At 30.7% G+C, this 25,003-nt stretch carries 36 protein-coding genes, 2 tRNA genes and 2 rRNA genes; 35 read left to right on the top strand and 5 right to left on the bottom strand.

Annotation, left to right across the window (positions count from 1 at the left end; genetic code table 11):
• Positions 1-2 precede the first annotated feature (2 nt).
• From rplC to rplQ, 27 genes are all read left to right on the top strand, one after another.
• Positions 3-671 carry a 50S ribosomal protein L3 gene (gene rplC / locus U0T58_02425; protein ID XBC42237.1) on the top strand — a complete coding sequence of 223 codons (669 nt, stop codon included), beginning with the start codon at positions 3-5 and terminating at the stop codon, positions 669-671.
• On the top strand, positions 649-1,254 hold the full coding sequence (gene rplD / locus U0T58_02420) for a 50S ribosomal protein L4 (protein XBC42236.1): 606 nt from the start codon (positions 649-651) through the stop codon (positions 1,252-1,254). The genes rplC and rplD overlap by 23 nt, the downstream gene beginning before the upstream one ends.
• Positions 1,251-1,553 carry a 50S ribosomal protein L23 gene (gene rplW / locus U0T58_02415; protein XBC42235.1) on the top strand — a complete coding sequence of 101 codons (303 nt, stop codon included), beginning with the start codon at positions 1,251-1,253 and terminating at the stop codon, positions 1,551-1,553. The genes rplD and rplW overlap by 4 nt, the downstream gene beginning before the upstream one ends.
• 36 nt (positions 1,554-1,589) lie before the next feature.
• Positions 1,590-2,411: a 50S ribosomal protein L2 gene (gene rplB, locus U0T58_02410; GenBank protein ID XBC42234.1), complete on the top strand. Its 822-nt coding sequence runs from the start codon at positions 1,590-1,592 to the stop codon at positions 2,409-2,411.
• A gap of 18 nt (positions 2,412-2,429) precedes the next feature.
• Positions 2,430-2,708 (top strand): 30S ribosomal protein S19, encoded by a 279-nt coding sequence (gene rpsS, locus U0T58_02405; GenBank protein XBC42233.1) that lies wholly within the window; start codon positions 2,430-2,432, stop codon positions 2,706-2,708.
• A gap of 14 nt (positions 2,709-2,722) precedes the next feature.
• Positions 2,723-3,058, top strand: a complete 336-nt coding sequence (rplV, locus tag U0T58_02400) for a 50S ribosomal protein L22 (protein XBC42232.1) — start codon at positions 2,723-2,725, stop codon at positions 3,056-3,058.
• A 20-nt stretch (positions 3,059-3,078) separates the two neighbouring features.
• Positions 3,079-3,780 (top strand): 30S ribosomal protein S3, encoded by a 702-nt coding sequence (gene rpsC / locus U0T58_02395; protein ID XBC42231.1) that lies wholly within the window; start codon positions 3,079-3,081, stop codon positions 3,778-3,780.
• Between the two features lie 12 nt (positions 3,781-3,792).
• Complete coding sequence (gene rplP / locus U0T58_02390; protein ID XBC42230.1) at positions 3,793-4,203, top strand: 50S ribosomal protein L16; 411 nt, start codon at positions 3,793-3,795, stop codon at positions 4,201-4,203.
• 28 nt (positions 4,204-4,231) lie between these two features.
• Complete coding sequence (rpmC, locus tag U0T58_02385) at positions 4,232-4,399, top strand: 50S ribosomal protein L29 (protein ID XBC42560.1); 168 nt, start codon at positions 4,232-4,234, stop codon at positions 4,397-4,399.
• Entirely contained in the window at positions 4,392-4,646 is a 255-nt protein-coding gene (gene rpsQ / locus U0T58_02380) for a 30S ribosomal protein S17 (GenBank protein ID XBC42229.1), read from the top strand. The genes rpmC and rpsQ overlap by 8 nt, the downstream gene beginning before the upstream one ends.
• Before the next feature lie 148 nt (positions 4,647-4,794).
• Complete coding sequence (gene rplN / locus U0T58_02375; GenBank protein XBC42228.1) at positions 4,795-5,163, top strand: 50S ribosomal protein L14; 369 nt, start codon at positions 4,795-4,797, stop codon at positions 5,161-5,163.
• A 15-nt stretch (positions 5,164-5,178) separates the two neighbouring features.
• Positions 5,179-5,493, top strand: coding sequence for a 50S ribosomal protein L24 (gene rplX / locus U0T58_02370; GenBank protein XBC42227.1), 315 nt, complete (start codon positions 5,179-5,181; stop codon positions 5,491-5,493).
• 15 nt (positions 5,494-5,508) lie between these two features.
• Complete coding sequence (gene rplE, locus U0T58_02365) at positions 5,509-6,048, top strand: 50S ribosomal protein L5 (protein ID XBC42226.1); 540 nt, start codon at positions 5,509-5,511, stop codon at positions 6,046-6,048.
• Between the two features lie 14 nt (positions 6,049-6,062).
• The gene (gene rpsN / locus U0T58_02360) at positions 6,063-6,368 is read left to right on the top strand and encodes a 30S ribosomal protein S14 (protein ID XBC42225.1); all 306 of its coding nucleotides are present in this window, start codon (positions 6,063-6,065) and stop codon (positions 6,366-6,368) included.
• A 31-nt stretch (positions 6,369-6,399) separates the two neighbouring features.
• Entirely contained in the window at positions 6,400-6,801 is a 402-nt protein-coding gene (gene rpsH / locus U0T58_02355) for a 30S ribosomal protein S8 (GenBank protein XBC42224.1), read from the top strand.
• A 12-nt stretch (positions 6,802-6,813) separates the two neighbouring features.
• Positions 6,814-7,350, top strand: a complete 537-nt coding sequence (gene rplF / locus U0T58_02350) for a 50S ribosomal protein L6 (GenBank protein XBC42223.1) — start codon at positions 6,814-6,816, stop codon at positions 7,348-7,350.
• A 13-nt stretch (positions 7,351-7,363) separates the two neighbouring features.
• Positions 7,364-7,717 carry a 50S ribosomal protein L18 gene (rplR, locus tag U0T58_02345; protein ID XBC42559.1) on the top strand — a complete coding sequence of 118 codons (354 nt, stop codon included), beginning with the start codon at positions 7,364-7,366 and terminating at the stop codon, positions 7,715-7,717.
• 17 nt (positions 7,718-7,734) lie between these two features.
• Positions 7,735-8,253, top strand: coding sequence for a 30S ribosomal protein S5 (gene rpsE / locus U0T58_02340; GenBank protein XBC42222.1), 519 nt, complete (start codon positions 7,735-7,737; stop codon positions 8,251-8,253).
• On the top strand, positions 8,246-8,437 hold the full coding sequence (rpmD, locus tag U0T58_02335) for a 50S ribosomal protein L30 (GenBank protein ID XBC42221.1): 192 nt from the start codon (positions 8,246-8,248) through the stop codon (positions 8,435-8,437). Before rpsE ends, rpmD begins: the two co-directional genes overlap by 8 nt.
• A gap of 12 nt (positions 8,438-8,449) precedes the next feature.
• The gene (gene rplO, locus U0T58_02330) at positions 8,450-8,884 is read left to right on the top strand and encodes a 50S ribosomal protein L15 (protein XBC42220.1); all 435 of its coding nucleotides are present in this window, start codon (positions 8,450-8,452) and stop codon (positions 8,882-8,884) included.
• 12 nt (positions 8,885-8,896) lie between these two features.
• Positions 8,897-10,222, top strand: coding sequence for a preprotein translocase subunit SecY (gene secY / locus U0T58_02325; GenBank protein XBC42219.1), 1,326 nt, complete (start codon positions 8,897-8,899; stop codon positions 10,220-10,222).
• A 41-nt stretch (positions 10,223-10,263) separates the two neighbouring features.
• The gene (gene rpmJ / locus U0T58_02320; protein ID XBC42558.1) at positions 10,264-10,380 is read left to right on the top strand and encodes a 50S ribosomal protein L36; all 117 of its coding nucleotides are present in this window, start codon (positions 10,264-10,266) and stop codon (positions 10,378-10,380) included.
• Between the two features lie 136 nt (positions 10,381-10,516).
• Positions 10,517-10,879, top strand: coding sequence for a 30S ribosomal protein S13 (gene rpsM, locus U0T58_02315; GenBank protein ID XBC42218.1), 363 nt, complete (start codon positions 10,517-10,519; stop codon positions 10,877-10,879).
• A 10-nt stretch (positions 10,880-10,889) separates the two neighbouring features.
• Complete coding sequence (gene rpsK / locus U0T58_02310) at positions 10,890-11,279, top strand: 30S ribosomal protein S11 (protein XBC42217.1); 390 nt, start codon at positions 10,890-10,892, stop codon at positions 11,277-11,279.
• A 28-nt stretch (positions 11,280-11,307) separates the two neighbouring features.
• Complete coding sequence (gene rpsD, locus U0T58_02305; GenBank protein XBC42216.1) at positions 11,308-11,928, top strand: 30S ribosomal protein S4; 621 nt, start codon at positions 11,308-11,310, stop codon at positions 11,926-11,928.
• Between the two features lie 27 nt (positions 11,929-11,955).
• Entirely contained in the window at positions 11,956-12,945 is a 990-nt protein-coding gene (gene rpoA, locus U0T58_02300) for a DNA-directed RNA polymerase subunit alpha (protein ID XBC42215.1), read from the top strand.
• A gap of 47 nt (positions 12,946-12,992) precedes the next feature.
• On the top strand, positions 12,993-13,382 hold the full coding sequence (gene rplQ, locus U0T58_02295) for a 50S ribosomal protein L17 (protein XBC42214.1): 390 nt from the start codon (positions 12,993-12,995) through the stop codon (positions 13,380-13,382).
• A gap of 230 nt (positions 13,383-13,612) precedes the next feature.
• Here rplQ and fmt read toward each other — a convergent pair whose 3' ends face one another.
• Together fmt and def are read right to left on the bottom strand one after the other, a co-directional pair.
• On the bottom strand, positions 13,613-14,575 hold the full coding sequence (gene fmt / locus U0T58_02290; protein XBC42213.1) for a methionyl-tRNA formyltransferase: 963 nt from the start codon (positions 14,573-14,575) through the stop codon (positions 13,613-13,615).
• 14 nt (positions 14,576-14,589) lie between these two features.
• The gene (gene def / locus U0T58_02285) at positions 14,590-15,069 is read right to left on the bottom strand and encodes a peptide deformylase (GenBank protein ID XBC42212.1); all 480 of its coding nucleotides are present in this window, start codon (positions 15,067-15,069) and stop codon (positions 14,590-14,592) included.
• Positions 15,070-15,260: 191 nt separating this feature from the next.
• Between def and U0T58_02280 the strand changes: the two genes are divergently transcribed.
• The 6 genes from U0T58_02280 (at position 15,261) to cspE (ending at position 20,714) form a co-directional block, all read left to right on the top strand.
• Positions 15,261-15,824 carry a Sua5/YciO/YrdC/YwlC family protein gene (locus tag U0T58_02280; protein ID XBC42211.1) on the top strand — a complete coding sequence of 188 codons (564 nt, stop codon included), beginning with the start codon at positions 15,261-15,263 and terminating at the stop codon, positions 15,822-15,824.
• Complete coding sequence (gene aroE / locus U0T58_02275; GenBank protein ID XBC42210.1) at positions 15,817-16,644, top strand: shikimate dehydrogenase; 828 nt, start codon at positions 15,817-15,819, stop codon at positions 16,642-16,644. Before U0T58_02280 ends, aroE begins: the two co-directional genes overlap by 8 nt.
• Before the next feature lie 182 nt (positions 16,645-16,826).
• Positions 16,827-16,899: transfer RNA gene (locus U0T58_02270), tRNA-Glu, on the top strand.
• A 169-nt stretch (positions 16,900-17,068) separates the two neighbouring features.
• Positions 17,069-20,002: ribosomal RNA gene (locus U0T58_02265) — 23S ribosomal RNA — on the top strand.
• A 104-nt stretch (positions 20,003-20,106) separates the two neighbouring features.
• A 5S ribosomal RNA gene (gene rrf, locus U0T58_02260) occupies positions 20,107-20,222 on the top strand.
• A 282-nt stretch (positions 20,223-20,504) separates the two neighbouring features.
• Positions 20,505-20,714, top strand: coding sequence for a transcription antiterminator/RNA stability regulator CspE (cspE, locus tag U0T58_02255; GenBank protein XBC42209.1), 210 nt, complete (start codon positions 20,505-20,507; stop codon positions 20,712-20,714).
• A 149-nt stretch (positions 20,715-20,863) separates the two neighbouring features.
• Here the strand turns inward: cspE and ybeD are convergent, their stop codons facing one another.
• On the bottom strand, positions 20,864-21,127 hold the full coding sequence (ybeD, locus tag U0T58_02250) for a DUF493 family protein YbeD (GenBank protein XBC42208.1): 264 nt from the start codon (positions 21,125-21,127) through the stop codon (positions 20,864-20,866).
• Between the two features lie 578 nt (positions 21,128-21,705).
• On the opposite strand from ybeD, the gene cysS reads away from it, so the two are divergent.
• Complete coding sequence (cysS, locus tag U0T58_02245) at positions 21,706-23,112, top strand: cysteine--tRNA ligase (protein XBC42207.1); 1,407 nt, start codon at positions 21,706-21,708, stop codon at positions 23,110-23,112.
• A gap of 52 nt (positions 23,113-23,164) precedes the next feature.
• Here cysS and folD read toward each other — a convergent pair whose 3' ends face one another.
• A complete protein-coding gene (folD, locus tag U0T58_02240) occupies positions 23,165-24,016 on the bottom strand; it encodes a bifunctional methylenetetrahydrofolate dehydrogenase/methenyltetrahydrofolate cyclohydrolase FolD (protein ID XBC42206.1) in 852 nt (283 codons plus the stop codon).
• A 198-nt stretch (positions 24,017-24,214) separates the two neighbouring features.
• On the opposite strand from folD, the gene U0T58_02235 reads away from it, so the two are divergent.
• A tRNA-Arg gene (locus U0T58_02235) sits at positions 24,215-24,288 on the top strand.
• Positions 24,289-24,327: 39 nt separating this feature from the next.
• Here the strand turns inward: U0T58_02235 and U0T58_02230 are convergent.
• Positions 24,328-24,963 (bottom strand): nucleoside monophosphate kinase, encoded by a 636-nt coding sequence (locus U0T58_02230; GenBank protein ID XBC42205.1) that lies wholly within the window; start codon positions 24,961-24,963, stop codon positions 24,328-24,330.
• Positions 24,964-25,003: the final 40 nt, after the last annotated feature.

Genomic DNA, 25,003 nt, shown 5'->3' with positions numbered 1-25,003 from the left:
ACATGATTGGTTTAATTGGTAAAAAAATGGGAATGACTTGTATCTTTACAAAAGAAGGTACATCACTTTCAGTGACTGTGATTGAAGTTCGAAAAAATTGTATTATTCAAATTAAAACTACAGATATTGACAATTATGATGCTATTCAAGTGACTACTGGAGTTAAAAAGATTAAAAAATTAGTTAAACCGGAAATTGGTCATTTTTTAAAATCTGGAGTAAAGGTTGGTCGTGGTTTATGGGAATTTCGTATTAAAGAAAACATTATGGATTTCAAAGTAGGACAAATTTTAGATTTAAATTTGTTTTTAAATTTAAAGAAAGTTGATGTAGTAGGAACGTCTAAAGGAAAAGGATTTTGTGGTACAGTGAAACGATGGCATTTTCGTACTCAAGATGCTAGTCATGGAAATTCGTTATCTCATAGAGCTCCTGGTTCTATTGGGCAAAATCAGACACCTGGTAAAGTTTTTAAAGGTAAAAGTATGGCAGGTCGTTTAGGAAATAATCGAGTAACGGTGCAGAGTTTAGATATAATTAGAATTGATTTGAATCGAAATTTACTTTTAGTGAAAGGTTCAGTCCCTGGATCAAAAGGAAGTGATCTTATTATTAAACCTGCAATTAAAGTAAAAGGAGTAAAAAATAATGGAATTGGAACTCAGAGATAAACAAGATATTATAAATGTGTCTGATGCAATTTTTAATTGTAACTTTAACGAAGCATTAGTACATCAGGTTGTTGTTTCTTACTCATCTGGTACTCGACAGGGAACTAAAGCCCAAAAAAATCGTTCAGAGGTGTCTGGATCGGGGAAAAAACCATGGCGTCAAAAAGGAACGGGGCGTGCAAGAGCAGGTTCCTTAAGAAGTCCTATATGGAGATCTGGAGGTGTAACTTTTGCAGCTAAACCTAAAGATTTTTATCAAAAAATTAATAGAAAAATGTATCGAGGGGCTTTAAGAAGTATTTTTTCTGAATTGATTCGTAAAAATCGTCTTTTTATTTTTGAAAACTTTTCTATAGATATGCCTAAGACTAAGTTTTTGGTAAATAAATTAAAATCTATAGAAATTTTTGATGTGTTAATTATAACAATGGTTAGAGATAACAATTTGTTTTTAGCTTCACGAAATTTATATAAAGTTAATATTAAAACTGTTAGGATCATTGATCCGATTAGTCTGATTACTTTTAAAAACGTTATTATTACTTCTGAAGCTATTAAAAAAGTGGAGAAATTATTGCTGTGATTAATAAAAACAAATTTTTAAAGATGTTTTTTTCCCCATATGTTTCTGAAAAGTCTTCTATTTCTTCAGAAAAATTTAATACTATAGTGGTAAAAGTACCTATTTGTACAACTAAAGTTGAAATTAAGCAAGCTGTACAAACACTTTTTAAGGTAAAAGTGAATCGTGTTAATACATTAATAATTCAAGGTAAAAAAAAACGTAAGAATGGTCATATAGGTTGTTTAAGTAATTGGAAAAAAGCTTATATTTCTTTAGAAAAAGGACAAGATATTAACGTTATTGGACAGGTAGAATAAGATAAAATAGAAAAATGAGGGTAGTGTTAATACAAAATGACTATTGTTAAATGTAAACCAACATCTCCAGGGCGTCGTCATGTTGTAAAATTAGTTAATTATAATTTGTATAAAGGAAAACCTCGTTCTTCTTTAATAGAAAAAAAAGTAAAGAGTGGAGGTAGGAATAATCATGGACGTATCACGACTCGTCATATTGGAGGGGGCCATAAGAAATCTTATAGAATTATTGATTTCAAACGAAATAAAGACAATATCCCTGCTATTGTTGAACGCTTAGAGTATGATCCAAATCGATCTGCAAATCTTGCTTTAATTTTGTATAAAGATGGAGAAAGGGCATATATTTTATCTCCTAAAGGTTTAAAAATAGGTTCAAAAATAGTTTCAGGAACATCATCTGATATAAAGATAGGTAATGTATTACCTATGAAGAATATTCCTGTTGGAACAATAATACATAATATAGAGATGAAACCTGGAAAAGGTGCGCAAATAGCTAGATCTGCAGGAGTAGGTGTACAATTGGTATCTAAAGAAGATCAATATGTCACTTTGCGTTTACGTTCTGGTGAAATAAGACGACTAGAATCAAAATGTAGAGCTACTATTGGTGAAGTAGGCAATGAAGAACATATGTTAATAGTGTTAGGAAAAGCTGGCGCTTCTCGTTGGCGTGGAATTCGTCCTACTGTTAGAGGTACTGCAATGAATCCAGTAGATCATCCTCATGGAGGGGGTGAAGGAAGAAATTTTGGGAAGCACCCAGTTAGTCCATGGGGATTGCAAACTAAAGGAAAAAAAACTAGAAAAAATAAACGAACTGATAAGTTTATTATTAAGAGTCGTAGTAAATAATTTGAGGAGTAGCGCATAGTGCCCCGTTCTCTTAAAAAAGGTCCTTTTATTGACGTTTCATTATTAAGAAAAGTTGAAAAAGCTATTAAACATCGTGATAGAAAACCTGTGCGTACTTGGTCTCGTCGTTCAACTATTTTCCCAAATATGATTGGTTTAACGATATCGGTACATAATGGGCGTCAACATATTCCAATATTTATTACCGAGGATATGGTTGGACATAAATTAGGTGAATTTTCTGTAACTCGCATGTATCGTGGTCATGTTTCTGATAAAAAGATTAAAAAACGTTAGAGGGAATATTTGATATGGAAACTTTTGCTAAACATCTTCAAGCTAGATCTTCTGCTCAAAAAGTGCGATTAGTAGCTAATTTGATTAGAGGCCAAAAAGTTTCACATGCTTTAAATATTTTGATTCATAATAATAAAAAAGCATCAATATTAATTAAAAAGGTTTTAAAATCTGCTATCGCTAATGCGGAACATAATAATAATGTTGATGCAAATAATTTGATAATAACTAGAATTTTTGTTAATGAAGGTCCAACTATGAAGAGAATGATGCCGCGTGCTAAAGGTCGTGCAGATCGTATTTTAAAACGTACTAGTCATATCACTATAGTTGTTTCTGATCATTTATAATAAGTTAGGGATGAGTAAATATGGGTCAAAAAGTACATCCTAATGGTATGCGATTAGGTATTATTAAACATTGGAATTCTGTGTGGTTTTCTAGCACTAAGCATTTTGCAGATACTTTAAATAGTGATTTTAAAGTACGTGAATTTTTAAAAAAAAAGTTATGTAAAGCTTCTATTTCTCGTATTGTTATTGAGCGTCCTTCAAAAAGTGTTAGAATAACAATATATAGTGCACGTCCTGGAATTGTTATAGGAAAGAAAGGTGAAGATGTAGAAAAATTAAGATTAGCTATTACAAATATTACAGGAGTTCCTGCTCAAATTAATATTTCTGAAGTTAGAAAACCAGAATTGGACGCAAAATTAGTAGCAGACAATATTACCTCTCAGTTAGAACGAAGAGTTATGTTTAGACGTGCTATGAAGCGTTCCGTACAAAATGCAATGAGACAGGGAGCAAAAGGTATTAAAATAGAAATTAGTGGTCGTTTAGGTGGAGTAGAAATAGCTCGAAGAGAATGGTATCGAGAGGGTAGGGTACCTTTACATACTTTAAGAGCTGATATTGATTACAACTTGTCTGAAGCTTACACTACTTATGGAGTTATTGGTGTAAAAGTATGGATATTTAAGGGAGAAATTTTAGGTGGTATTATGTCTGTTCCAAAATTAGAAAAACCTCTTACTAAGTTTAAAAAACATCTGAGAAAGTATAAAAAGTAAGGAGATGTTCTAATGTTACAGCCGAAACGAACAAAATTTAGAAAAATGCATAAAGGTCGTAATCGAGGTTTAGCTATTGGTACAGATATTAGTTTTGGATCTTATGGTTTAAAAGCTATTGAAAGAGGGCGATTAAAGTCCAGTCAAATTGAAGCAGCTAGACGAGCTATTTCTAGATTTGTTAAAAGACAAGGTAAAATTTGGATTCGTATTTTTCCAGATAAGCCAATCACTCAAAAACCTTTAGAAGTGAGAATGGGAAAAGGGAAAGGTAATGTAGAATATTGGGTAGCATTAGTTCAACCAGGAAAAATGTTGTATGAAATTGATGGTGTATCTGAAGAACTTTCTAGAGAAGCGTTTAGATTAGCAGCTTCAAAATTACCTGTAAAAACTATATTTGTAGTTAAAAGGATAATATAATGATTTCAAGAGAAATAAAAAAAAAACTATTCAAGAATTGCACATCGAGTTAGTCAATTTATTACAAGAACAGTTTGGTCTTCGTTTACAGCTTTCTTCTAAAAAGTTACAGAAACCTCATTTATTACGATTGGTTCGGCGTAACATAGCTAGAGTTAATTTTTTATTAAGTAGAAAGGAAAAATACAGTGAGTGATAAGATTCGAACATTATTAGGTTGTGTTGTTAGCAATAGGATGCAAAAATCTTTAGTTGTTTCTATTGAACGTGTAATTAAGCATCCGTTATATAAAAAATTTATTAAGCGTACAACTAAATTGCATGTTCATGACGAAAAGAATGAATGTTCTTTAGGAGATGTAATAGAGGTTCGAGAATGTCGTCCAATATCTAAAACAAAATCTTGGACTTTAGTGCGTATAGTTAAGAAAGCTATTGTTTGATTATAAATAGTGTTAAATATCAACATGAATAGTGTCTTAATATTTTTGCTATTCATGTTTCATTTATAAAGTTTATTTTTTATGACATTGTTTAATAAAATAATTTTGTGTATTTATGCTGAACATTTTCATTTTATAGGAAAGTAACATGATTCAAGAACAAAGTGTGTTAAATGTAGCTGATAACTCTGGAGCACGTTTTGCTATGTGTATCAAAGTTCTTGGTGGTTCGCGTCGAAGATATGCAAACATAGGAGATATTATTAAAGTTGCGATTAAAGAAGCTATACCTAGGGGCAAGGTGAAAAAAGGAGAAGTTTATAGGGCAGTTGTAGTACGAACCAAGAAAGGAATAAAACGTATTGATGGTTCTGCTATTAGATTTGATTCTAATTCTTGTATTATATTAAATAATAATGATCAACCTGTGGGAACAAGAATTTTTGGTCCTGTTACTCGAGAACTGAGAAATGAAAAATTTATGAAAGTCATTTCATTAGCTCCAGAAGTCTTGTAAGGAGAATAAATAATTATGGCAGCAAAAATTAGAAAAGATGATAAAGTTATACTTATAACGGGGAAAGAAAAAGGAAAAATTGGAGTAGTTAAAAAAGTATTATCTAATGGAAAAGTTATTGTAGAAGGTATTAATGTAGTGAAAAAACATCAAAAATCTATTCCAGATCAAAATATAGTAGGAGGAATTATAACAAAAGAAGCTGGTATTGATATTTCTAATATAGCTATTTTAAATCCTATTACAGATAAATCAGATCGTATTGGCTTTAGAATAGAAAACAATAAAAAAGTAAGATTTTTTAAGTCGAATAATATTACTGTTAAGTGAAATGGGGTAATTCTGGTGTCATTTTTTTATAACTATTATACAACTGAAATATCAAAGAAGTTAATGTGTAAATTTAATTATTCTTCTGTTATGCAAGTACCAACAATAGATAAAATTACTTTAAATATTGGTGTAGGATTGGCTTCAATAGATAAAAAATATCTTGATAATGCTATTTCTGATTTGACAAAGATATCTGGTCAAAAGCCGTTAGTTACTAAAGCACGCAAATCAGTTTCTAGTTTTAAAATTCGTAAAGGATATCCTATTGGTTGTAAGGTTACTTTGCGAGGAAAAAGAAAGTGGGATTTTTTAGAACGATTAATTGTTGTAGCGATACCTAGAATTCGTGACTTTAGGGGATTTTCTGATAAAGCTTTTGATGGACGAGGAAACTATAGTATTGGAATTAGAGAGCAGATAATTTTTCCTGAAATTGATTATGATAAAATAGATCGCATTAGAGGTTTAAATATTACCATCACTACTACTGCTATGTCTGATCGAGAAGGCTATGCATTATTATCGTTTTTCAATTTTCCATTTTGTAAATAAGGTATAATAATAAAATGGCTAAACAATCAATGAAAGCACGCGAAGTAAAGCGCGTTAAGCTAGCTAATAAATTTTTTTTAAAGAGAGATCGTCTCAAAACTATTATATCTGATATAACGGTTTCTAAAGAAGATCGTTGGAACGCTGTATTGAAATTACAAGTGTTTCCTAGAGATTCTAGCCCTATTCGTCAACGTAATCGTTGTCGTCAAACCGGTCGTCCACATGCTTTTTTAAGAAAGTTTGGATTAAGTCGAATTAAAGTTCGAGAAGCGGCTATGAAGGGTGAGATTCCTGGATTAAAAAAGGCTAGCTGGTAAAATTGTTAATATTCTTCTCGGAGTTATACGTATGACTATGCAAGATCCTATAGCGGATATGTTGACTAGAATTCGAAATAGTCAATTAGCTAATAAAATATCAGTAATCATGCCTTCTTCAAAATTGAAAATAGCAATTAGTATTGTTTTGAAAGAGGAAGGATATATAAGAAATTATGTTATAGAACATCAAAAATATATTACTAAACCTCAATTAAAATTAGTTTTAAAGTATTTTAATGGAAAGCCTGTTATTGAAAATATACAAAGAATTAGTTCTCCTGGTCTACGAATATATAGTAGAAGAAATAAGTTACCGAAAATTATGTCTGGATTAGGTATAGCTATAATTTCTACTTCAAAAGGAGTTATGACTGATAAATCAGCACGTCGGATCGGTCTTGGTGGTGAAATTATTTGTCATGTAACTTAATTGGAGAAGAATATGTCTCGTATAGCAAAAAAGTTAATTTTTATTCCTTCTGATGTTATGATTTCAATAGTAGGGCAAAACGTTCAAGTTACGAGAGCAAGCAATACTCTTAGTTGTGTTGTAAATAATAGTGTTTCAGTAGTTTATATTAATAATAATTTAATATTTAAAAGTAGAGTTAATTCTTCTAAAGGTTGGGCGCAAGCTGGAACTTCTAGATCATTGGTTAATTCTATGATTATTGGAGTAACAACTGGATTTTTAAAGAAATTGCAGTTATTAGGTGTTGGTTATAGAGCATCGATAGTTGATACTAATGTTGTTCATATGTCTTTAGGTTATTCTCATATAATCAAATATTTAGTTCCGAATGGTATTACTGTAGAATGTCCATCTCAAATAGAAATTATTGTTAAAGGTACTGATAAGCAATTAGTTGGTCAGGTAGCAGCTAATATAAGGTCTTATAGAACTCCAGAATCATATAAAGGAAAAGGTATTCGTTATAATGATGAAGTAATACGCACGAAGGAGGCTAAAAAGAAATAATATGATGGCATTAATTAGTAAAAAAAAGGCTCGAATGCGTAGAGCAACTAAAATAAGATGTAAATTAAAGTCGTTACAATCTACTCGTTTAGTAGTGCATCGTACTTCTAAACATATTTATGCACAAATTATTTCTTCCAATAATTCTTCAGTTTTAGTAGTTGCTTCGACTCTTGAAAGAAGGTTATCACAATTAATTAAATATACGGGTAATATAGAAGCTGCTATTACTATTGGAAAAATTATTGCGGAAAGAGCTTTAAAGATAGGAATTATAAATGTTTCTTTCGATCGTTCTGGTTTTCAATATCACGGCAGAGTTAAAGCGTTAGCTGAATCAGCAAGACAGGTAGGATTAAAATTTTAGGATGGATGAAAAATTCAATGGTAATATATATAGATAAAAAAAATAATTTAGATTTAAAGGAAAAGTTGATTTCTGTTAATCGTGTTTCAAAGACGGTAAAGGGTGGCCGAATTTTTTCGTTCACTGCGTTAACGGTAGTAGGTAATGGTAATGGAAGGGTTGGCTTTGGATATGGAAAAGCTCGTGAAGTTCCTGCTGCTATTCAAAAAGCTATGGAAAAGGCGCGTCGAAATATGATTAGTATTACTTTAAACAAAAATACGTTACAACATGCTATTATTGGAACTTATACTAGTTCAAATGTATTTATGAAACCAGCTTCAGAAGGGACTGGTATTATTGCTGGTGGTGCTATGAGATCAGTATTAGAAGTGGCAGGTGTCCACAACGTATTAGCAAAAACTTATGGATCTACCAATCCTATAAATGTAGTACGAGCAACTATGTCTGGTTTAAAAAGTATGAAATCTCCAAAAATGATAGCAGCTAAGCGTAACAAATTAATTAGAGATATTATGGTAAATAGACATGGTTAAATATCTTATTATTACTCAAATTAAAAGTTCGATAGGACGTTTACCTAAACATAAAGCTACTTTAATTGGATTAGGGTTACGTTATATAGGTCATACTGTTAAACGTCAAGATACATCTTCTGTTCAGGGGATGATAAGAAAGTTATCTTACATGTTACAAGTTACTTCAAAGATTGTTGATTAGGAAACGATTAAGATGCATTTGAATAATATATCTCCAGCGATAGGTTCTCATAAAGCATGCAAAAGAAAAGGTCGAGGTATTGGGTCTTGTTTAGGAAAAACTGCAGGAAGGGGACATAAAGGACAAAAATCTCGTTCTGGCGGAAAAGTTAATAGGGGATTTGAAGGAGGTCAAACTCCTTTATATAGAAGGATTCCAAAATATGGATTTGTTTCTTTAAAAAAGAAAAATAAATGTGAGGTTAGGTCATCAGAATTGTTACAATTTTCAGACGAAATTATTAATTTAAAATTGTTAAAAAAATATAATATAATTAATAAAAATGCTAAATTTGTTAAAATAATGTTATCTGGAGTTATTACTACTCCGTTGAAAATTCATGGACTGCATATTACGAAAGGAGTGCGCAGTATGATTGAAGCTTCCGGTGGAAAAATTCAAAAATAATTAGTAGGTATTATGATAGACAAGAATTTTGGTAAGAATCCTAAAGTTGTTAATAATAAATTTAGTGAATTGAAAAGAAGAATTTTTTTTGTTTTAATCTCACTAATAGTTTTTAGAATAGGATCTTTTATTCCTGTTCCTGGGATTGATACTGCAGTTTTGTCGCAATTGTTGCAGTATCAGAAAGGTACTTTGATAGAAATGTTTAATATGTTTTCTGGTGGGTCTTTGAATCGAGCATCTATTTTTGCATTGGGTATTATGCCTTTTATATCAGCATCAATTGTTATTCAAATACTTACGTTAGTGTATCCAAAATTTATAGACATGAAAAAAAATGGAGAAGTTGGTCGAAAAAAGATTAATTTATATATAAGATATGCTACTTTAATATTAGCTGGACTGCAATCTTTTGGTGCTGCGATGAGTTTGACAAACATATCAGGATTTCACCATTTGGTTGTTAATCCCAATATTTATTTTTATTTTACAACTATTATAAGTTTAGTAACAGGTACTATGTTTTTAATGTGGTTGGGTGAACTTATTACTGAGAAAGGCATTGGGAATGGTATCTCCATAATAATATTTTCAGGAATTGTATCTAATTTACCTGTTGCTATTAAGCATACGTTGGAAACAGTTAAGCAAGGAAGTTTGCATGTGTTTTCAGTTTTTTTAATTGTAGTAGTTATTTTCTTAGTAGTATTTTTTGTTGTATTTGTTGAGAAAAGTTATAGAAAGATTAATGTAAATTATGCGAGAAATTATCAAAATCGTCGTATTTGTTTCGAACATAGTACACATCTTCCATTAAAGTTAAATATGGCAGGTGTTATTCCAGCAATTTTCGCGTCTAGTGTTATATTATTTCCTATTTCTGTAGCTTCTTGGTTTGGTGGTGGAGAGAATTGGAGATGGTTAATAAATATTTCTTTTTATTTGCAACCTACTCAACCGCTATATATATTTTTATATGCAATAACTATTACTTTTTTTTGTTTTTTTTATACTGGATTGATATTTAATCCTCGTGAAACAGCAGATAATTTAAAAAAGTCTGGAGCATTTATTCCTGGTATTCGACCTGGAATACAAACAGCTAAATATGTTAATAAAGTAACATTACGATTAACATTAATTGGTTCTATTTATATGATATTGATTTGTTTAGTACCGGAGTTCATGCGAATATCTATAGGAGTTCCATTTTATTTTGGAGGTACTTCATTATTAATTGTAGTAGTGGTGATTATAGATTTTATTTCTCAAATACAAACACATATTATGTCTGCTCAATATGAATCTGTGTTAAAAAAAGCTAATTTAAATTTTTAAAATAGAGTTTATAAAGATTTTTCTATTTATGGGTGTATATGATGAAAGTTCGTACTTCAGTAAAAAAGTTATGTAGAAATTGCAAGATTGTTCGTAGGAATAGGACTGTTCGTGTTATTTGTAGTACAGATCCTAAACATAAACAACGTCAAGGTTGAATATCATAAATAATTATTTATTAACATTATGTAGAAATATTTCATAAAAATTTATTTTCGAGAATATTTTTACATTTTAAATTAATAAAGTTTGTTAATTGATAACAACTAATTTGTAGAAGAGGTATATATCGTAGTGGCTCGCATAGCTGGTATTAATATTCCTGATAATAAACATATTATTATCGCATTAATGAGTATATATGGAATCGGTAAAAAACGATCTAAATTAATTTGTATTTCATCGGGTGTATCTGAAAATATTACTATACGAAGTTTAACTGAAAATCAGGTAGAATTACTAAGAAATGAAGTATCTAAATTTATTGTTGAAGGTGATCTTCGCAGAGAAGTAAATCTAAATATAAAACGTTTAGTAGATCTTAATTGTTATCGTGGTTTACGTCATCGTAAAAATCTTCCAGTTCGCGGTCAAAGAACTAAAACTAATGCTCGTACTAGGAAAGGTTCTCGAAAATTTGTAAAAAGAATAATATGAGGTTTATATTGTGGTAAAAGAATTAGTTCGCATTAAAAAGCGTGTTAGGCAGCAAATATTAGATGGTGTAGCGCATATTCACGCTTCTTTCAATAATACTATTGTATCTATTAGTGATAGACAGGGAAATGTTTTAGGATGGGCTACTTCAGGTGGATCTGGTTTTAGGGGATCTAGGAAATCTACTCCTTTTGCTGCTCAAGTTGCTGCTGAACGTTGTTCAGAAATGGTAAAAGATTATGGTATTAAAAATTTGGAAGTAATGGTTAAAGGTCCGGGACCAGGTAGAGAATCTACTATTAGAGCTTTAAATTCTGCTGGTTTTCGTATTACTAATATTACTGATATCACTCCTATCCCTCATAATGGTTGTCGTCCTTCCAAAAAACGGCGAGTTTAGGTTATTTTTTATATTGGGGCATGAAAAAATGGCAAAATATTTAGGACCAAAATTAAAATTATCTAGAAGAGAGGGAACGGATTTGTTTTTAAAATCTGGTATGCGGTCCATTGATTTTAAATGTAAATTAGAACAACTTCCAGGTCAACATGGTTCTAAAAAATCACGTTTGTCTGATTATGGTATTCAATTGCGAGAAAAACAAAAAGTACGTCGTTTATATGGTGTATTAGAGTCACAATTTCGTAACTATTATAAACGTGCTGTAAGACTTAAAGGAAATACAGGAGATAATTTATTAATTTTATTGGAGAGTCGTTTAGACAATGTGATTTATAGAATGGGATTTGGTGCTACGCGATCCGAAGCTCGTCAGTTAGTAAGTCATAAATCAGTTTTAGTAAATAACAACACAGTAAATATTCCTTCTTATCAGGTGTCTCCTGGTGATATTATTGGTATTTGTGAAAAATCGAAAAAGCAGGTTCGTATAAAAGCAGCTCTAGAGTTGTCTGAACAACGTGAAAAACCGTCTTGGATAGAAGTAAATACGTCTCATATGAAAGGTATATTTAAGCAAGTTCCTGAACGTTCTGATTTATCTTCAGAAATTAATGAACATTTGATTGTTGAACTTTATTCTAAATAAAAGATGTAGATTGGAAAAGGAGAGATAATGCAGGGTTCTGTAAATGAGTTTTTAAAACCAAGATTAGTAGATATCGAACATATTAGTATAACACATGCTAAAATTGTTCTTGAACCTTTAGAACGTGGTTTTGGTCATACTCTTGGAAATGCTTTGCGCCGAATTTTGTTATCTTCTATGCCTGGTTGTGCAGTAACAGAAGTAGAAATTGAAGGAGTACTTCATGAATATAGTACTAAAGAAGGAATAAAAGAAGATACTATTGAAATGTTGTTAAATTTAAAGGGATTAGCAGTAAAATTATATGGCAAGGATCAAGTGATTCTTACGTTGAACAAATTTGGTGTAGGTGTAGTAAAAGCATCTGATATTAATCATAATAGTGATGTAGAAATTGTTAACCCTGAACATGTAATTTGCAATTTAACGTATGACAATGCGTCGATAGTGATGAGAATTAAAATAGAAAGAGGTAGAGGTTACGTTACTGCTGCTTCTAGAATGAATTTAATAGATAGGGAACATGCTATAGGGAGGTTATTGATAGATGCATGCTATAGTCCTATAGAACGAATTGTATATAATGTAGAAGCAGCTCGAGTGGCTCAGAGAACTGATTTAGATAAATTAGTAATTGAAATGGAAACTAATGGTACTATTGATCCTGAAGAGGCTATTCGTCGTGCGGCTACAATTTTATCAGATCAATTAGAGGCATTTGTGGATCTAAAAGATATTCGTGAACCAGAGACGAAAGAAGAAAAACCAGAATTTGAACCTGTTTTACTTCGTTCGGTTGACGACTTAGAATTAACAGTTAGATCTGCTAATTGTTTAAAAGCAGAAACGATACATTATATTGGAGATCTAGTTCAAAAAACTGAGGTGGATTTACTAAAAACTCCTAATTTAGGTAAAAAATCTTTAACTGAGATTAAGGACGTATTAGCAGCAAGAGGTTTATCATTAGGTATGCGTTTAGAGAATTGGCCTCCGATAAGTATTATAGATGATTAAATTAACATTGTATTTTTGTAATGTTGTTATGTAAGGATTGCATATTTATGAGACATAGAAAAATTGGTCGTAAATTTAATAGAAATAGTTCCCATGTACGAGCTATGTTGAAAAACATGGCATGTGCATTACTACATTATGAAGTGATAAAAACTACGGTCTCTAAGGCTAAAGAGTTGCGTCGTATAGTAGAACCGTTAATAACTCGGTCTAAAATAAATTCAATTGCTAATAGACGTTTAGTTTTTTCTGAAATTCGGAGTAACAGCATAGTGTTTAAATTATTTAATGATTTAGGTCCGTATTTTTTGAGTACATCAGGTGGATATACTCGAGTATTAAAATGTGGTTATCGTTTAGGTGATAAAGCTCCTATGGCATATATTCAATTGACTAATAGATTAAAAGATAAAAGTAAAAGTTTGTCTAAAAGATAAAATAAATACATTTTATATGATTTTTTAATTTTGTGTTGGAACAAAGATTTTTTGTCTTTTTTACAACAAACGGCATTATATGCCGTTCTGTTTTTGTGATTAAAATAATATGAAAATGTTTTTATATATTAAACGTGTTAACACAAATATATGTTGTAGAGGGTATATTTATTTATTATATTTCATAATTAATATTTAAATTATATTGAAACTTATGTTTTAGTTTAATTTTATTTTTGGTATGAACTAATAATTTTTGAATTAATTAGATTGTATGCGTGCATTATTTTTTTTCCGGGAAGTTGAACTTTTGTAATATTAAGTATATTGTTTTTAGTTTGTATTTGTAGTCCATGTTTATTTATTAATATTATTTTTCCTAATTCATGTTTATTTTGGTTACATTGCATAATAACGGTAGCAGCCCAAACTTTAATTTGTACGTTTTGTATTTTAAAAAAACTAACTGGCCATGGATTAAATGCTCGTATGCATTTTTCTAGTTTTGTTGCATCTTGAGACCAATTTAGTTGTGCATCTTGTTTGTTTATCTTTTTAGAATATGTTGTTAATTTACTTTGAATTATAGAATTATATTTGTTGAATTTAAGATTATGTAGTACTAATAATATTGCTTTGCATCCTATTTTACTTAATTTTGTGTGTAGACTTTGGCTTGTATCAGTTTTTTCTATGTTACATGATATTGAGTACAGTATTTTTCCGGTATCAATACCTTCGTCCATTTGTATAATAGTTACTCCGGTGATCGAATCTCCATATAGAATTGCAGATTGTATTGGTGTAGCTCCTCTCCATCTAGGTAATAAAGAAGCATGCACATTGATACATCCCATTGAAAACATGTTTAGTATTTTTTTGGGAATAATGAGACCATATGCAACTACTATCATTATGTCAGCATTGAGTTCATACAATTGAGTATATATTTTTTTGTCTTCTAATGTTTTTGGTTGAAAAACAGGAATTATATGTTCTTTAGCAATTTTTTTGACTGGAGATTCAACTATTAATTTACCTCTTCCAGAAGGTAGATCTGGTTTAGTAAGTACTCCGACGATATTGTGTTTAGTATAAATTAATTGTTTTAAATGTTGTGCTGAAAAATTTTGTGTTCCTGAAAAGATGATTTTTAAAGATTTTTTTTTGATATTAATATGATTAGAAATCATAATGTTTAGTATTTTTAAAGTTGACTTTCAAATTTATTTTTTTCAGAATCAGATAAATAATCTATAAATAGTTTTCCTATTAAATGATCTATTTCGTGCTGAATACAAATTGCTAATAGTGAAGATGCATTTATTGTAATTTTTTTTCCAAAATAATTTATAGCAGTTACAACAATATCAGATGATCTAGGTGTTATAGCTTGATAATTTGGAATAGATAAACATCCTTCTTTTATACTTATGTTTCCATTTTTTTTAACAATTTTTGGATTAATTAGTGCCAATGGTTTTTTAAGTTCTGAAATTTTATCGACTACTATAATTTGTAGAGGAATATTTACTTGAGTAGCGGCCAGTCCAATACCATTTTTAATGTACATAGTTTCAAACATATCGTCAATGATTTTTTTAATTGATCTGTTTATTTTTTTGATTGGTTTTGCTATTATTCGAAGTTGGTTATTTGGATATTGTAAGATTTTAAGAATAGACATAGTTATTATTTTGAATATTTATATTATAATTGAGTAATAATGTTTTATTATAGATCATTTTTTTAATTAAATATTTTTAAGATAACATATTTGTTTAGAACTTTTTTTGACGAAATATGTTAAGAAAATATATTAACAAGAATATGCTTTGTAACATTGATGAGACATTTTTAATTTTGGAATATGAGATAATGATAAATAGTATACCATTATTTAAGTGTATTAATAAATTAAAAAATAATGATGTTATTGCTTACCCGACAGAATCTGTATTTGGTCTTGGATGTAATCCGAATAATAAATGTGCAGTTATAAAACTTCTTAAATTAAAAAATAGAAAATGGAATAAAGGATTAATATTAGTAGCATCTCATTATAGTCAAGTTAAGTCGTATGTTTCTGAATATAAATTGTCTTTTCGACACAAAATTATTATGTTAAAAAATTGGCCTGGACATGTTACTTTTTTGCTTCCAGCAAAGTCCTCAGTACCGTATTGGTTAACTGGAGGGTCTGAGTTTATAGCTGTTCGTGTTAGTTCTCATGTTCCTATTCAACAGCTATGTAATACATTTGGACATCCGATAACATCTACTAGTGCTAATCGTTCCGGTTTAGAACCATGTAAGACATATAGAGACGTTATAAATCAGTTTGGTAAACATTTTCCAATTTTTCGTGGGAAATTAGGTAAAAGTAAGCGTCCTTCTAAGATCATAAATCTTGTTAGCGGAGCATTAATACGTCGTGCTTAAAAAACATTCAAGTGAGTTTTCAGTTTTTGGTAATCCTATTAATCATACTAAATCTCCTTATATTCATTTATTGTTTGCTCAACAAACTAATATAGTTCATAAATATGATTATACTTTAGTGCCATTTAATCAATTCCGTAAATTTATAACTAATTTTTTTGCATATAAGGGAATCGGAGCTAATATAACTATTCCTTTTAAGGAAGAGGCATTTTTAATATCAGATGAATTAACTGATCATGCGAAGGCTTCGAGATCAGTGAATACTTTTAAAAAATTAAAAAATGGAAAAATTTTAGGAGATAACACTGATGGAAAAGGTATTTTATATGATTTAAAACGTTTAAAGTTTATAAAAAAATATGACGATGTTTTAGTGATAGGTGCTGGGGGTGCTGCTCGAGGAATAATTTTTTCATTATTGTCTTATGGTTGTAATATATTGATTTTAAATAGAACCATAGATCGAGCAATAAAATTAGTAAGCGATTTTAAAAGATTCGGATCTATTTCTATTTTATCGGAAAAAGAACTAGAACATAGTTCGTTTAACGTAATTATTAATGCTGCTGCAAACGTAGAAATAAATCGTTATTGGAGTTCTATTTCTTTTTCAAAAAATAAAACAGCTTATTTTTATGATATTAATTATTCTAATAATATGCACACTCCTTTTCTTTCTTGGTGTATTAGTTGCGGTGCGTTAATGTTTTCTGATGGAATAGGTATGTTAGTTAGTCAGGCAGCGTGTTCTTTTTATTTATGGCATGGTATATTACCTAATATTGAGCCAGTTATTTTTCAGTTACGACAGAACTAATTGAGAAAAGCTTTATTGTCTATAGTCTCGTTTGCTATCATCAAAAATTTTTAAAAAACTCTTGACTCTTTTTATTCATTATGTAACATAGATAAAAGATGTATAATTTAAAGCATTATAATACTTTAATATTATCTCTTATATATAAGAGATTTTATTAATTTTTTAAATAGTTATTTTAAGTCTCCTTCGTCTAGAGGATTAGGACACTGCCCTTTCACGGCAGTAACAGGGGTTCGAATCCCCTAGGGGACAGATATTAAAATATTGAAATTATTTGTATACTATATTATTTTAATGTGTTATTCTTTATTTTGTTTGAAAGATACTTATAAATTTTGGTAACAAATTAAGAGCTCTTTAAAAATTCGGAAACAAGAAAATTTTATATTAAATTACAAAGTTAGACATCTGTGGGTTGTAAGGTTAAGCATAAAAGCGTATATGGTGGATGCCTTGGCAGTCAGAGGCGAAGAAGGACGTGCTAATCTGCGAAAAGTATCGGTGAGTTGATATGACGCGTTATAATCCGATAATGTCCGAATGGGGAAACCCGGTGCTTTTTAAAATAAGCATCATTATCAATTGAATTCATAGATTGATAAAGCTAACCGAGGGAACTGAAACATCTAAGTACCTCGAGGAAAAGAAATCAAACGAGATTCCCTAAGTAGTGGCGAGCGAAAGGGGAACAGCCTAGAACATTGTTATATTTTAGTTTTTAGTAGAATGATTTGGAAAAATTTACAATATAAGGTGATAGTCCTGTATACGAAAATTACTAAAATTATAAGTTCAAAAAGTAGGGCGGAACACGAGAAATTCTGTCTGAATATGGGGGGACCATCCTCTAAGGCTAAATACTCCTGACTGACCGATAGTGAACTAGTACCGTGAGGGAAAGGCGAAAAGAACCCCGGTTAGGGGAGTGAAATAGAACCTGAAACCGTATACGTACAAGCAGTAGGAGCCTATTTTTTAGGGGTGACTGCGTACCTTTTGTATAATGGGTCAGCGACTTGTATTCTGTAGCAAGGTTAACCGATTTTGAAATAAGGGGAGCCGTAGGGAAACCGAGTCCTAAATAGGCGATTTAGTTTCAGGATACAGACCCGAAACCCGGTGATCTAGCCACGGGCAGGTTGAAGGTTAGGTAAAACTAACTGGAGGACCGAACCGACTGATGTTGAAAAATCAGCGGATGACCTATGGCTAGGGGTGAAAGGCCAATCAAACCGGGAGATAGCTGGTTCTCCCCGAAAGCTATTTAGGTAGCGCCTCGTGAATTCATCTTCGGGGGTAGAGCACTGTTTCGGTTAGGGGGTCATCCCGACTTACCAATCCGATGCAAACTCCGAATACCGTAGAATGTTATCACGGGAGACACACAGCGGGTGCTAACGTTCGTTGTGGAGAGGGAAACAACCCAGATCGCCAGCTAAGGTCCCAAAATCATAATTAAGTGGGAAACGATGTGGGAAGGCATAAACAGCCAGGATGTTGGCTTAGAAGCAGCCATCATTTAAAGAAAGCGTAATAGCTCACTGGTCGAGTCTGCCTGCGCGGAAGATGTAACGGGGCTAAAATTATGTACCGAAGCTGCGACAATAAAGTTTTTAAAGTTATTGGGTAGGGGAGCGTTCTGTAAGCCAATGAAGATATATTGTAAGGTATATTGGAGGTATCAGAAGTGCGAATGCTGACATGAGTAACGATAAAATAGGTGAAAAACCTATTCGCCGAAATACCAAGGTTTCCTGTCCAACGGTAATCGAGGCAGGGTAAGCCGATCCCTAAGGTGAGGCCGATAGGCGTAATCGATGGATAACAGGTTAATATTCCTGTGCTTAATATTATTGCGAAGGGGGGACGAAGTAGGTTAAGTTAACCAGGCGACGGTTGTCCTGGCTTAAGCGTGTAGGTATAAAAGCTAGGAAAATCCGGTTTTTTTTAATCTGAGGCGTGATGACGAGCTGCTATGTGTAGTGAAGTAACTAATACCAAACTTCCAAGAAAAGCCTCTAAGCGATAGATAATATTAAATCGTACCCAAAACCGACACAGGTGGTTAAGTAGAGCATACTAAGGCGCTTGAGAGAACTCGGGTGAAGGAACTAGGCAAAATGGTGCCGTAACTTCGGGAAAAGGCACACTGATATTAAGTACATAGGATTTACTTCTGTGAGCTGAAATCAGTCTAAGATAATAGCTGGCTGCAACTGTTTATTAAAAACACAGCACTGTGCAAACACGAAAGTGGACGTATACGGTGTGACGCCTGCCCGGTGCCGGAAGGTTAATCGAAGGAGTAAAAAGGGAAACCTATAGCTCTAGACTGAAGCCCCGGTAAACGGCGGCCGTAACTATAACGGTCCTAAGGTAGCGAAATTCCTTGTCGGGTAAGTTCCGACCTGCACGAATGGCGTAATGATGGCCAGACTGTCTCCACCCGAGACTCAGTGAAATTGAAATTGCTGTGAAGATGCAGTATACCCGCGGCAAGACGGAAAGACCCCGTGAACCTTTACTATAGCTTGACACTGGATATTGATTGTTGATGTGTAGGATAGGTGGGAGACTATGAATCTTATATGCTAATATAAGTGGAGTCGACCTTGAAATACCACCCTTTAATAGTTAATTTTCTAATCTAGTACCGTAATCCGGTATGGAGACACTGTCTGGTGGGTAGTTTGACTGGGGCGGTCTCCTCCCAAAGAGTAACGGAGGAGTACAAAGATTGGCTAATTACGGTTGGACATCGTAAGGTTAGTGCAAAGGCATAAGCCAGTTTAACTGCGAGCGTGATAACGCGAGCAGATGCGAAAGCAGGTCTTAGTGATCCGGTGGTTTCTGTATGGAAAGGCCATCGCTCAACAAATAAAAGGTACTCCGGGGATAACAGGCTGATACCGCCCAAGAGTTCATATCGACGGCGGTGTTTGGCACCTCGATGTCGGCTCATCACATCCTGGGGCTGAAGCAGGTCCCAAGGGTATGGCTGTTCGCCATTTAAAGTGGTACGCGAGCTGGGTTTAGAACGTCGTGAGACAGTTCGGTCCCTATCTGCCGTGGGCGTAGGAAGATTGAGGAGGTCTACTTCTAGTACGAGAGGACCGAGGTGGACGCATCACTGGTGTTCGGGTTGTCATGCCAATGGCATTGCCCGGTAGCTACATGCGGAAAAGATAAGTGCTGAAAGCATATAAGCACGAAACTTGCTCCAAGATGAGTCTTCCCTGAAACATGTTAATGTTTACTGAAGGGACGTTGAAGATTACGACGTTGATAGGCTAGATGTGTAAGCATAGCAATATGTTGAGCTAACTAGTACTAATGACCCGAGAGGCTTAATCTTACAACACCAGAGATGTTTAAGTAATTTTAATGTGAGATAGATATAGTTTTCTTGTAATCCGATTTTAGTTATTTAAATATTAATATATTCAAATGTTTAAGCAACCTGGTAAAAATAGTGTTATGGTACCACCTGAAACCATGTCGAACTCAGAAGTGAAACATTTCAACGCCAATGGTAGTACGGGGTTTCCCCGTGTGAGAGTAGGACATTGCCAGGTTGTAAAAAATCCGAATTGATTCGGATTTTTTTTTATATATGTAATGTTAGAAATGTAGATAATATAAATGTTAATTTTTAATTGATTAACATATCGTATTATAGTATGGAATAATATTTTATTTAAAATAATAAATTATGTTTATTTATACATTTTAATTTAATTGTTTATTTTTTATTAATGATGTTTTATTGAAGTTAAAAGATAAAATATTTAATAATCGTTGTACTAGCTTGTTAGTTAAGTTTAGTGTATATATTTTTTCATTTAAAGGTAATATAGATGTCTAAGATTAAAGGTAATGTGAAATGGTTTAATGAATCTAAAGGGTTTGGGTTTATTACTCCTGAAGATGGAAGCAAAGATGTTTTTGTTCATTTTTCAGCTATCCAAAGCAACGGGTTTAAAACTTTGTCAGAAGGTCAAAGTGTTGAATTCGAAATTACCGAAGGAGCAAAAGGACCGTCAGCAGCTAATGTTATTAGTTTGTAATATGTATTAAAGCAATTATAGATATTTTAAATTTTGTAATGCAGCTTATTGCTGCATTACAGGTTATTTCAAGTGGATATTAAAATTTGCGTGCATATTTTTTAAAATAGATTTTATTTTAGATGAGATATATTGTATTTTAGTAGTCTTTATAGTACCATTCGCACTATGTTGATATCGCTAAGTTCATGATATAAGCTTTCTATTTGCTCAAAATTATTGGCAACAATTGTAATAGAAATAGATAGATAATTACCTTTGTTGCTAGATTTTATTTGTGGAATATAATCTCCTGGTAATTTACATTGAATTACTCTTATTATTTGATCAATTAATTCAGGTTGTGCTAATCCAATAACTTTATAGGTAAATGAGCAAGGAAATTTTAACATTTTTTCAAGTTTGCTTTTCATATCCGTTCCTATTTATGTAGATTGTTCAAAATTAAATTTTTTACTAATATCTAGTAAACAATTTCTATTTTTAGAAACAGTTATGTTTACGTTTTATTGTTATGTTAAAAATTTTTTATTTATGTAGATAAAATATATGTTTTAATGCTTTAATGAATAATTAGATATATTTTAAAGTAGTAAAATTAAATATTTTATAGAAAATTAATATTAAAGTTGATTTTTTAATGTTTTTTATTTTCATAGTTAAAATTATTACATAAATATTACTATTTAAATAATTAATACTTTTATGAAATATAGATAAAAAATTTTATGTGTTTATGTATTTTAAAAACTTTACGAGATTTTATTCTAAAAATTTTTAAAATATATATTTCATATTGTAGATTACTATTTTGTTTCTTAATTTTAAAGTTTTTGGATTTTTAAGTATTGGATGTGTTGTAAGGTTATAACGTTAAAGTATTGATTTGTATTACTTATGGGTATTGTAGCATGGATATTATAATATAAGAACATTAATTATATGATTACAATTTTAATGTGTGTTATTTCAATTTTAGAAGACAATTGTTATGTTAAGTATATTTAATTCTTTTACACAACAACGCGAAACATTTAGAGCAAGTTTAGATAAAGTAATTAAAATGTATGTATGCGGAGTGACTTCTTATGATTTGTGCCATATTGGACATGGAAGAACTTTTGTTTTTTTTGATATAGTGTTACGTTATTTGCGTTATTGTGGTTATAATTTACAATATGTGCGTAATATTACAGATGTTGATGACAAAATTATTTCCAGATCTATTGAAAATAATGAAACTATTTTTAATTTATCTAATCGTATGATTAATCAAATGAACAAAGATTTTTTTGCTTTAAATATTTTGTGTCCAGATTATGAACCTCGCGCTACAGAAAACATAGATATTATTGTTAAATTTATTTTGAAATTATTAAATAGTCAACATGCGTATATATCAAATAATGGAGATGTAATGTTTTCTATTGAAAAATATTCAAATTATGGATTGTTGTCAAAACAGCTTATATCAAAATTAAAAATAGGAGTACGTATATCTGAGAATGTTAGTAAACGTCATCCATTAGATTTTATTTTATGGAAGCTTACAAAAGAAAATGAAAAATATGTTTGGAGTTCTCCTTGGGGTAAGGGGCGTCCAGGATGGCATATTGAATGTTCTGCTATGAGTATGTCTATTTTAAAAGATAGAATAGATATTCATGGTGGAGGAAAAGATTTGTTGTTTCCTCATCATGAGAATGAGTTAGCACAATCTTGTTGTATTAATAGTAATTTTTCAGTAGGCCATTGGATGCATACTGAGTTGGTAATTATTAAGAACAAAAAAATGTCTAAATCTTTTGGAAATGCTTTATTATTAAAGGATCTTTTGATGCGTTATGATTCAGAAGGTATTCGATTTTTTTTGTTGTCTACTCATTATCGCCATCCGTTGTATTTTTGCGAAGAAAATTTAAAGAGATCTGAAATATTATTGCAAAAGTTGTATTTGTCTTTGAGAGACGTTAATTTTACTGTGTTATGTGATAAGGATAATTGTTCTTCTTTTAAAATGCGTTTTTATGAAGCGTTGGATAATGATTTTAATACTCCTAAGGCTTTATCTATTTTAGTAAATATTTCTCATAAAATAAATGTTTTGAAATTAAAATATGATAGCAATAATTATGAAATAGTAGTGCTAGCTAATGCATTGAGAGAATTAGGTGGCATTTTAGGTATTTTATTACGAGATCCAGAATATTTTTTACAAAAAACTGATCGATTTTGTCTTGATGAGATAAGTAATATTAATTATTTGATACAAAAGAGAAACAATGCGCGTAAAATACAGGATTGGATTAAGGCGGACAAAATACGAAGCAATTTGTTAAATTTAGGAATTATTTTAGAAGATTCGAAATCCAATACTTTTTGGAGACGATTAAAATAATTTTTAAGATCATAAATATTTTATGCGTAAGTTATTTTAAGAACGTTTAAGTTTAATTATGTTCTATATATGCTTTTAAAGTATTTTGTAACAGCATAATTACGGTCATAGGGCCAACTCCTCCTGGAACAGGAGTTATATATGAGGCGTTTAAAATTGCTGATTTGAAATCTACGTCTCCTACTATTGTTCCATTTTTTAGTCTGTTAATTCCTACATCAATTATTATTGCTCCTGGTTTAATCCATTTTCCTTTTAAAAAATTTGCCTTTCCTATTGCGACTATTACTAAATCTGCTTGCTTGATGAAATATTCAACATTTTTAGTAAATCTATGAGTTGTTGTGGTAGTACAACCAGACAACAATAATTCTAGATTCATGGGTCTTCCAACTGTGTTAGAAGCTCCTATTATTACAGCATGTAATCCTTTTATATTAATATTATAATGTTCTAATATTGTAATAATTCCTAATGGAGTACAAGGGCGTAATTTAGGATTTTTTTGACATAAGCAACCTATATTATATGGATGAAATCCATCTACGTCTTTTGTAGGGATAATACTGTTAAATATGTTTATAATATTAATATGTTTAGGAATAGGCAACTGCACTAGTATTCCGTCAATTTTAGGATCTTTGTTTAATATTTTTATAAGATTTATTATTTTTTGTTCTTGAACATTTTCAGAAAAATGCCATACTTTTGAAATAATTCCAGATTTTTTACAAGCTATTCGTTTTTTTTTAACATAAATTTGTGATGCTAAATTATATCCAATTAATATTACTGCTAATCCTGGAGGACGTTTTCCTTCTATTAGCATTTTATGTATTTGTTTTTTTATTTTTATCTGTATTTTATCAGAAATTTTTTTTCCATTTAAAATTTTTTTAAACATTGAATTAGCTCAGTTAACTTGTTTTATGTCATCATATATTTATATTCTTAGGGAATAATAAAAAACATTTTTTTTAATGAAAGAATGATATATAATATATATATTATTTGTAAAGATATATATTTGAATATAAATATATATGTTTATTAATAATTTGTATTTGATGTTAATAAAATTTAAATTTTTAATAATAATCTTGCGCTCTTAGCTCAGTTGGATAGAGCAACGGCCTTCTAAGCCGTAGGTCATAGGTTCAAATCCTATAGAGCGCATAAAAATTTTTTAAATAATAAAACAGAAAATAATGCATGTTAATCTAAAATATTTTTAATTTCGTTGTTAATATTTAATATTGTTTTTGTTCCATCTATAGTATAAAATTTTATTTTTTCAGTAGTGGTACATGTATGAAAATAATTTATAAGTGGTATTGTGAATTTTTTATGTTCTTCTAATCTTTTTTTAATTATTTTTTTATTGTCATCATTTCTTTGAATTAGGTTCATGTGATCTTTATTTTTAAAATATTTATTGTCATCTAAATTATAAATTTTTCCTGAAATGGGATCGATTCTTCTACCTTGAGTACGTTTTAAAATTATTTTAGTGGGTATTTTAAATTCAAAAACATAATCGATGTGGATTTTATTTTTTTTTATTATTTTAGCTTGAGTAATTGTTCTTGGAAATCCATCGAGTACAAATCCTACATTGCAATCTGTTTTAGAAATGCGATTTTCTACTATTTTTGTAACGATAGTGTCTGAAATTAATTTTCCATTATGTATAGCATTTTTAATTCTTTTATGTAGTAGGGAATCGTCATTTTTTATAAATTGTCTTAATATATCTCCAGTAGATATTTTTGGAAGACAGTATCGTTGTGAAATGAATTGAGCTTGTGTTCCTTTTCCTGATCCAGGAACACCAAGTAGAATAATACGCATATTTTTCATGCCTTTTAAATATAAGCAAATAATATTTAAT

It is taken from the genome of Buchnera aphidicola (Meitanaphis elongallis) (assembly GCA_039830015.1).
Lineage (GTDB): Bacteria > Pseudomonadota > Gammaproteobacteria > Enterobacterales > Enterobacteriaceae > Buchnera_B > Buchnera_B aphidicola_AU.
Note: the sequence above shows the minus strand (reverse complement) of the source record. Positions and strands in the feature narration are given on the sequence as shown.

Coding starts and splice junctions, on each gene's coding strand:
- rplB (XBC42234.1), top strand. CDS start 1,590: ATGACTATTGTTAAATGTAAACCAACATCTCCAGGGCGTCGTCATGTT.
- rpsC (XBC42231.1), top strand. CDS start 3,079: ATGGGTCAAAAAGTACATCCTAATGGTATGCGATTAGGTATTATTAAA.
- U0T58_02230 (XBC42205.1), bottom strand. CDS start 24,963: ATGCGTATTATTCTACTTGGTGTTCCTGGATCAGGAAAAGGAACACAA.
- rpsN (XBC42225.1), top strand. CDS start 6,063: ATGGCTAAACAATCAATGAAAGCACGCGAAGTAAAGCGCGTTAAGCTA.
- rplN (XBC42228.1), top strand. CDS start 4,795: ATGATTCAAGAACAAAGTGTGTTAAATGTAGCTGATAACTCTGGAGCA.
- rplP (XBC42230.1), top strand. CDS start 3,793: ATGTTACAGCCGAAACGAACAAAATTTAGAAAAATGCATAAAGGTCGT.
- rplX (XBC42227.1), top strand. CDS start 5,179: ATGGCAGCAAAAATTAGAAAAGATGATAAAGTTATACTTATAACGGGG.
- U0T58_02280 (XBC42211.1), top strand. CDS start 15,261: ATGATAAATAGTATACCATTATTTAAGTGTATTAATAAATTAAAAAAT.
- rpsH (XBC42224.1), top strand. CDS start 6,400: ATGACTATGCAAGATCCTATAGCGGATATGTTGACTAGAATTCGAAAT.
- rplD (XBC42236.1), top strand. CDS start 649: ATGGAATTGGAACTCAGAGATAAACAAGATATTATAAATGTGTCTGAT.
- rplO (XBC42220.1), top strand. CDS start 8,450: ATGCATTTGAATAATATATCTCCAGCGATAGGTTCTCATAAAGCATGC.
- folD (XBC42206.1), bottom strand. CDS start 24,016: ATGTTTAAAAAAATTTTAAATGGAAAAAAAATTTCTGATAAAATACAG.
- rpsE (XBC42222.1), top strand. CDS start 7,735: ATGGTAATATATATAGATAAAAAAAATAATTTAGATTTAAAGGAAAAG.
- rpmD (XBC42221.1), top strand. CDS start 8,246: ATGGTTAAATATCTTATTATTACTCAAATTAAAAGTTCGATAGGACGT.
- rplQ (XBC42214.1), top strand. CDS start 12,993: ATGAGACATAGAAAAATTGGTCGTAAATTTAATAGAAATAGTTCCCAT.
- rpmJ (XBC42558.1), top strand. CDS start 10,264: ATGAAAGTTCGTACTTCAGTAAAAAAGTTATGTAGAAATTGCAAGATT.
- rplF (XBC42223.1), top strand. CDS start 6,814: ATGTCTCGTATAGCAAAAAAGTTAATTTTTATTCCTTCTGATGTTATG.
- ybeD (XBC42208.1), bottom strand. CDS start 21,127: ATGAAAAGCAAACTTGAAAAAATGTTAAAATTTCCTTGCTCATTTACC.
- def (XBC42212.1), bottom strand. CDS start 15,069: ATGTCTATTCTTAAAATCTTACAATATCCAAATAACCAACTTCGAATA.
- rpsD (XBC42216.1), top strand. CDS start 11,308: ATGGCAAAATATTTAGGACCAAAATTAAAATTATCTAGAAGAGAGGGA.
- rplV (XBC42232.1), top strand. CDS start 2,723: ATGGAAACTTTTGCTAAACATCTTCAAGCTAGATCTTCTGCTCAAAAA.
- secY (XBC42219.1), top strand. CDS start 8,897: ATGATAGACAAGAATTTTGGTAAGAATCCTAAAGTTGTTAATAATAAA.
- cspE (XBC42209.1), top strand. CDS start 20,505: ATGTCTAAGATTAAAGGTAATGTGAAATGGTTTAATGAATCTAAAGGG.
- cysS (XBC42207.1), top strand. CDS start 21,706: ATGTTAAGTATATTTAATTCTTTTACACAACAACGCGAAACATTTAGA.
- rpoA (XBC42215.1), top strand. CDS start 11,956: ATGCAGGGTTCTGTAAATGAGTTTTTAAAACCAAGATTAGTAGATATC.
- rplC (XBC42237.1), top strand. CDS start 3: ATGATTGGTTTAATTGGTAAAAAAATGGGAATGACTTGTATCTTTACA.
- fmt (XBC42213.1), bottom strand. CDS start 14,575: ATGATTTCTAATCATATTAATATCAAAAAAAAATCTTTAAAAATCATC.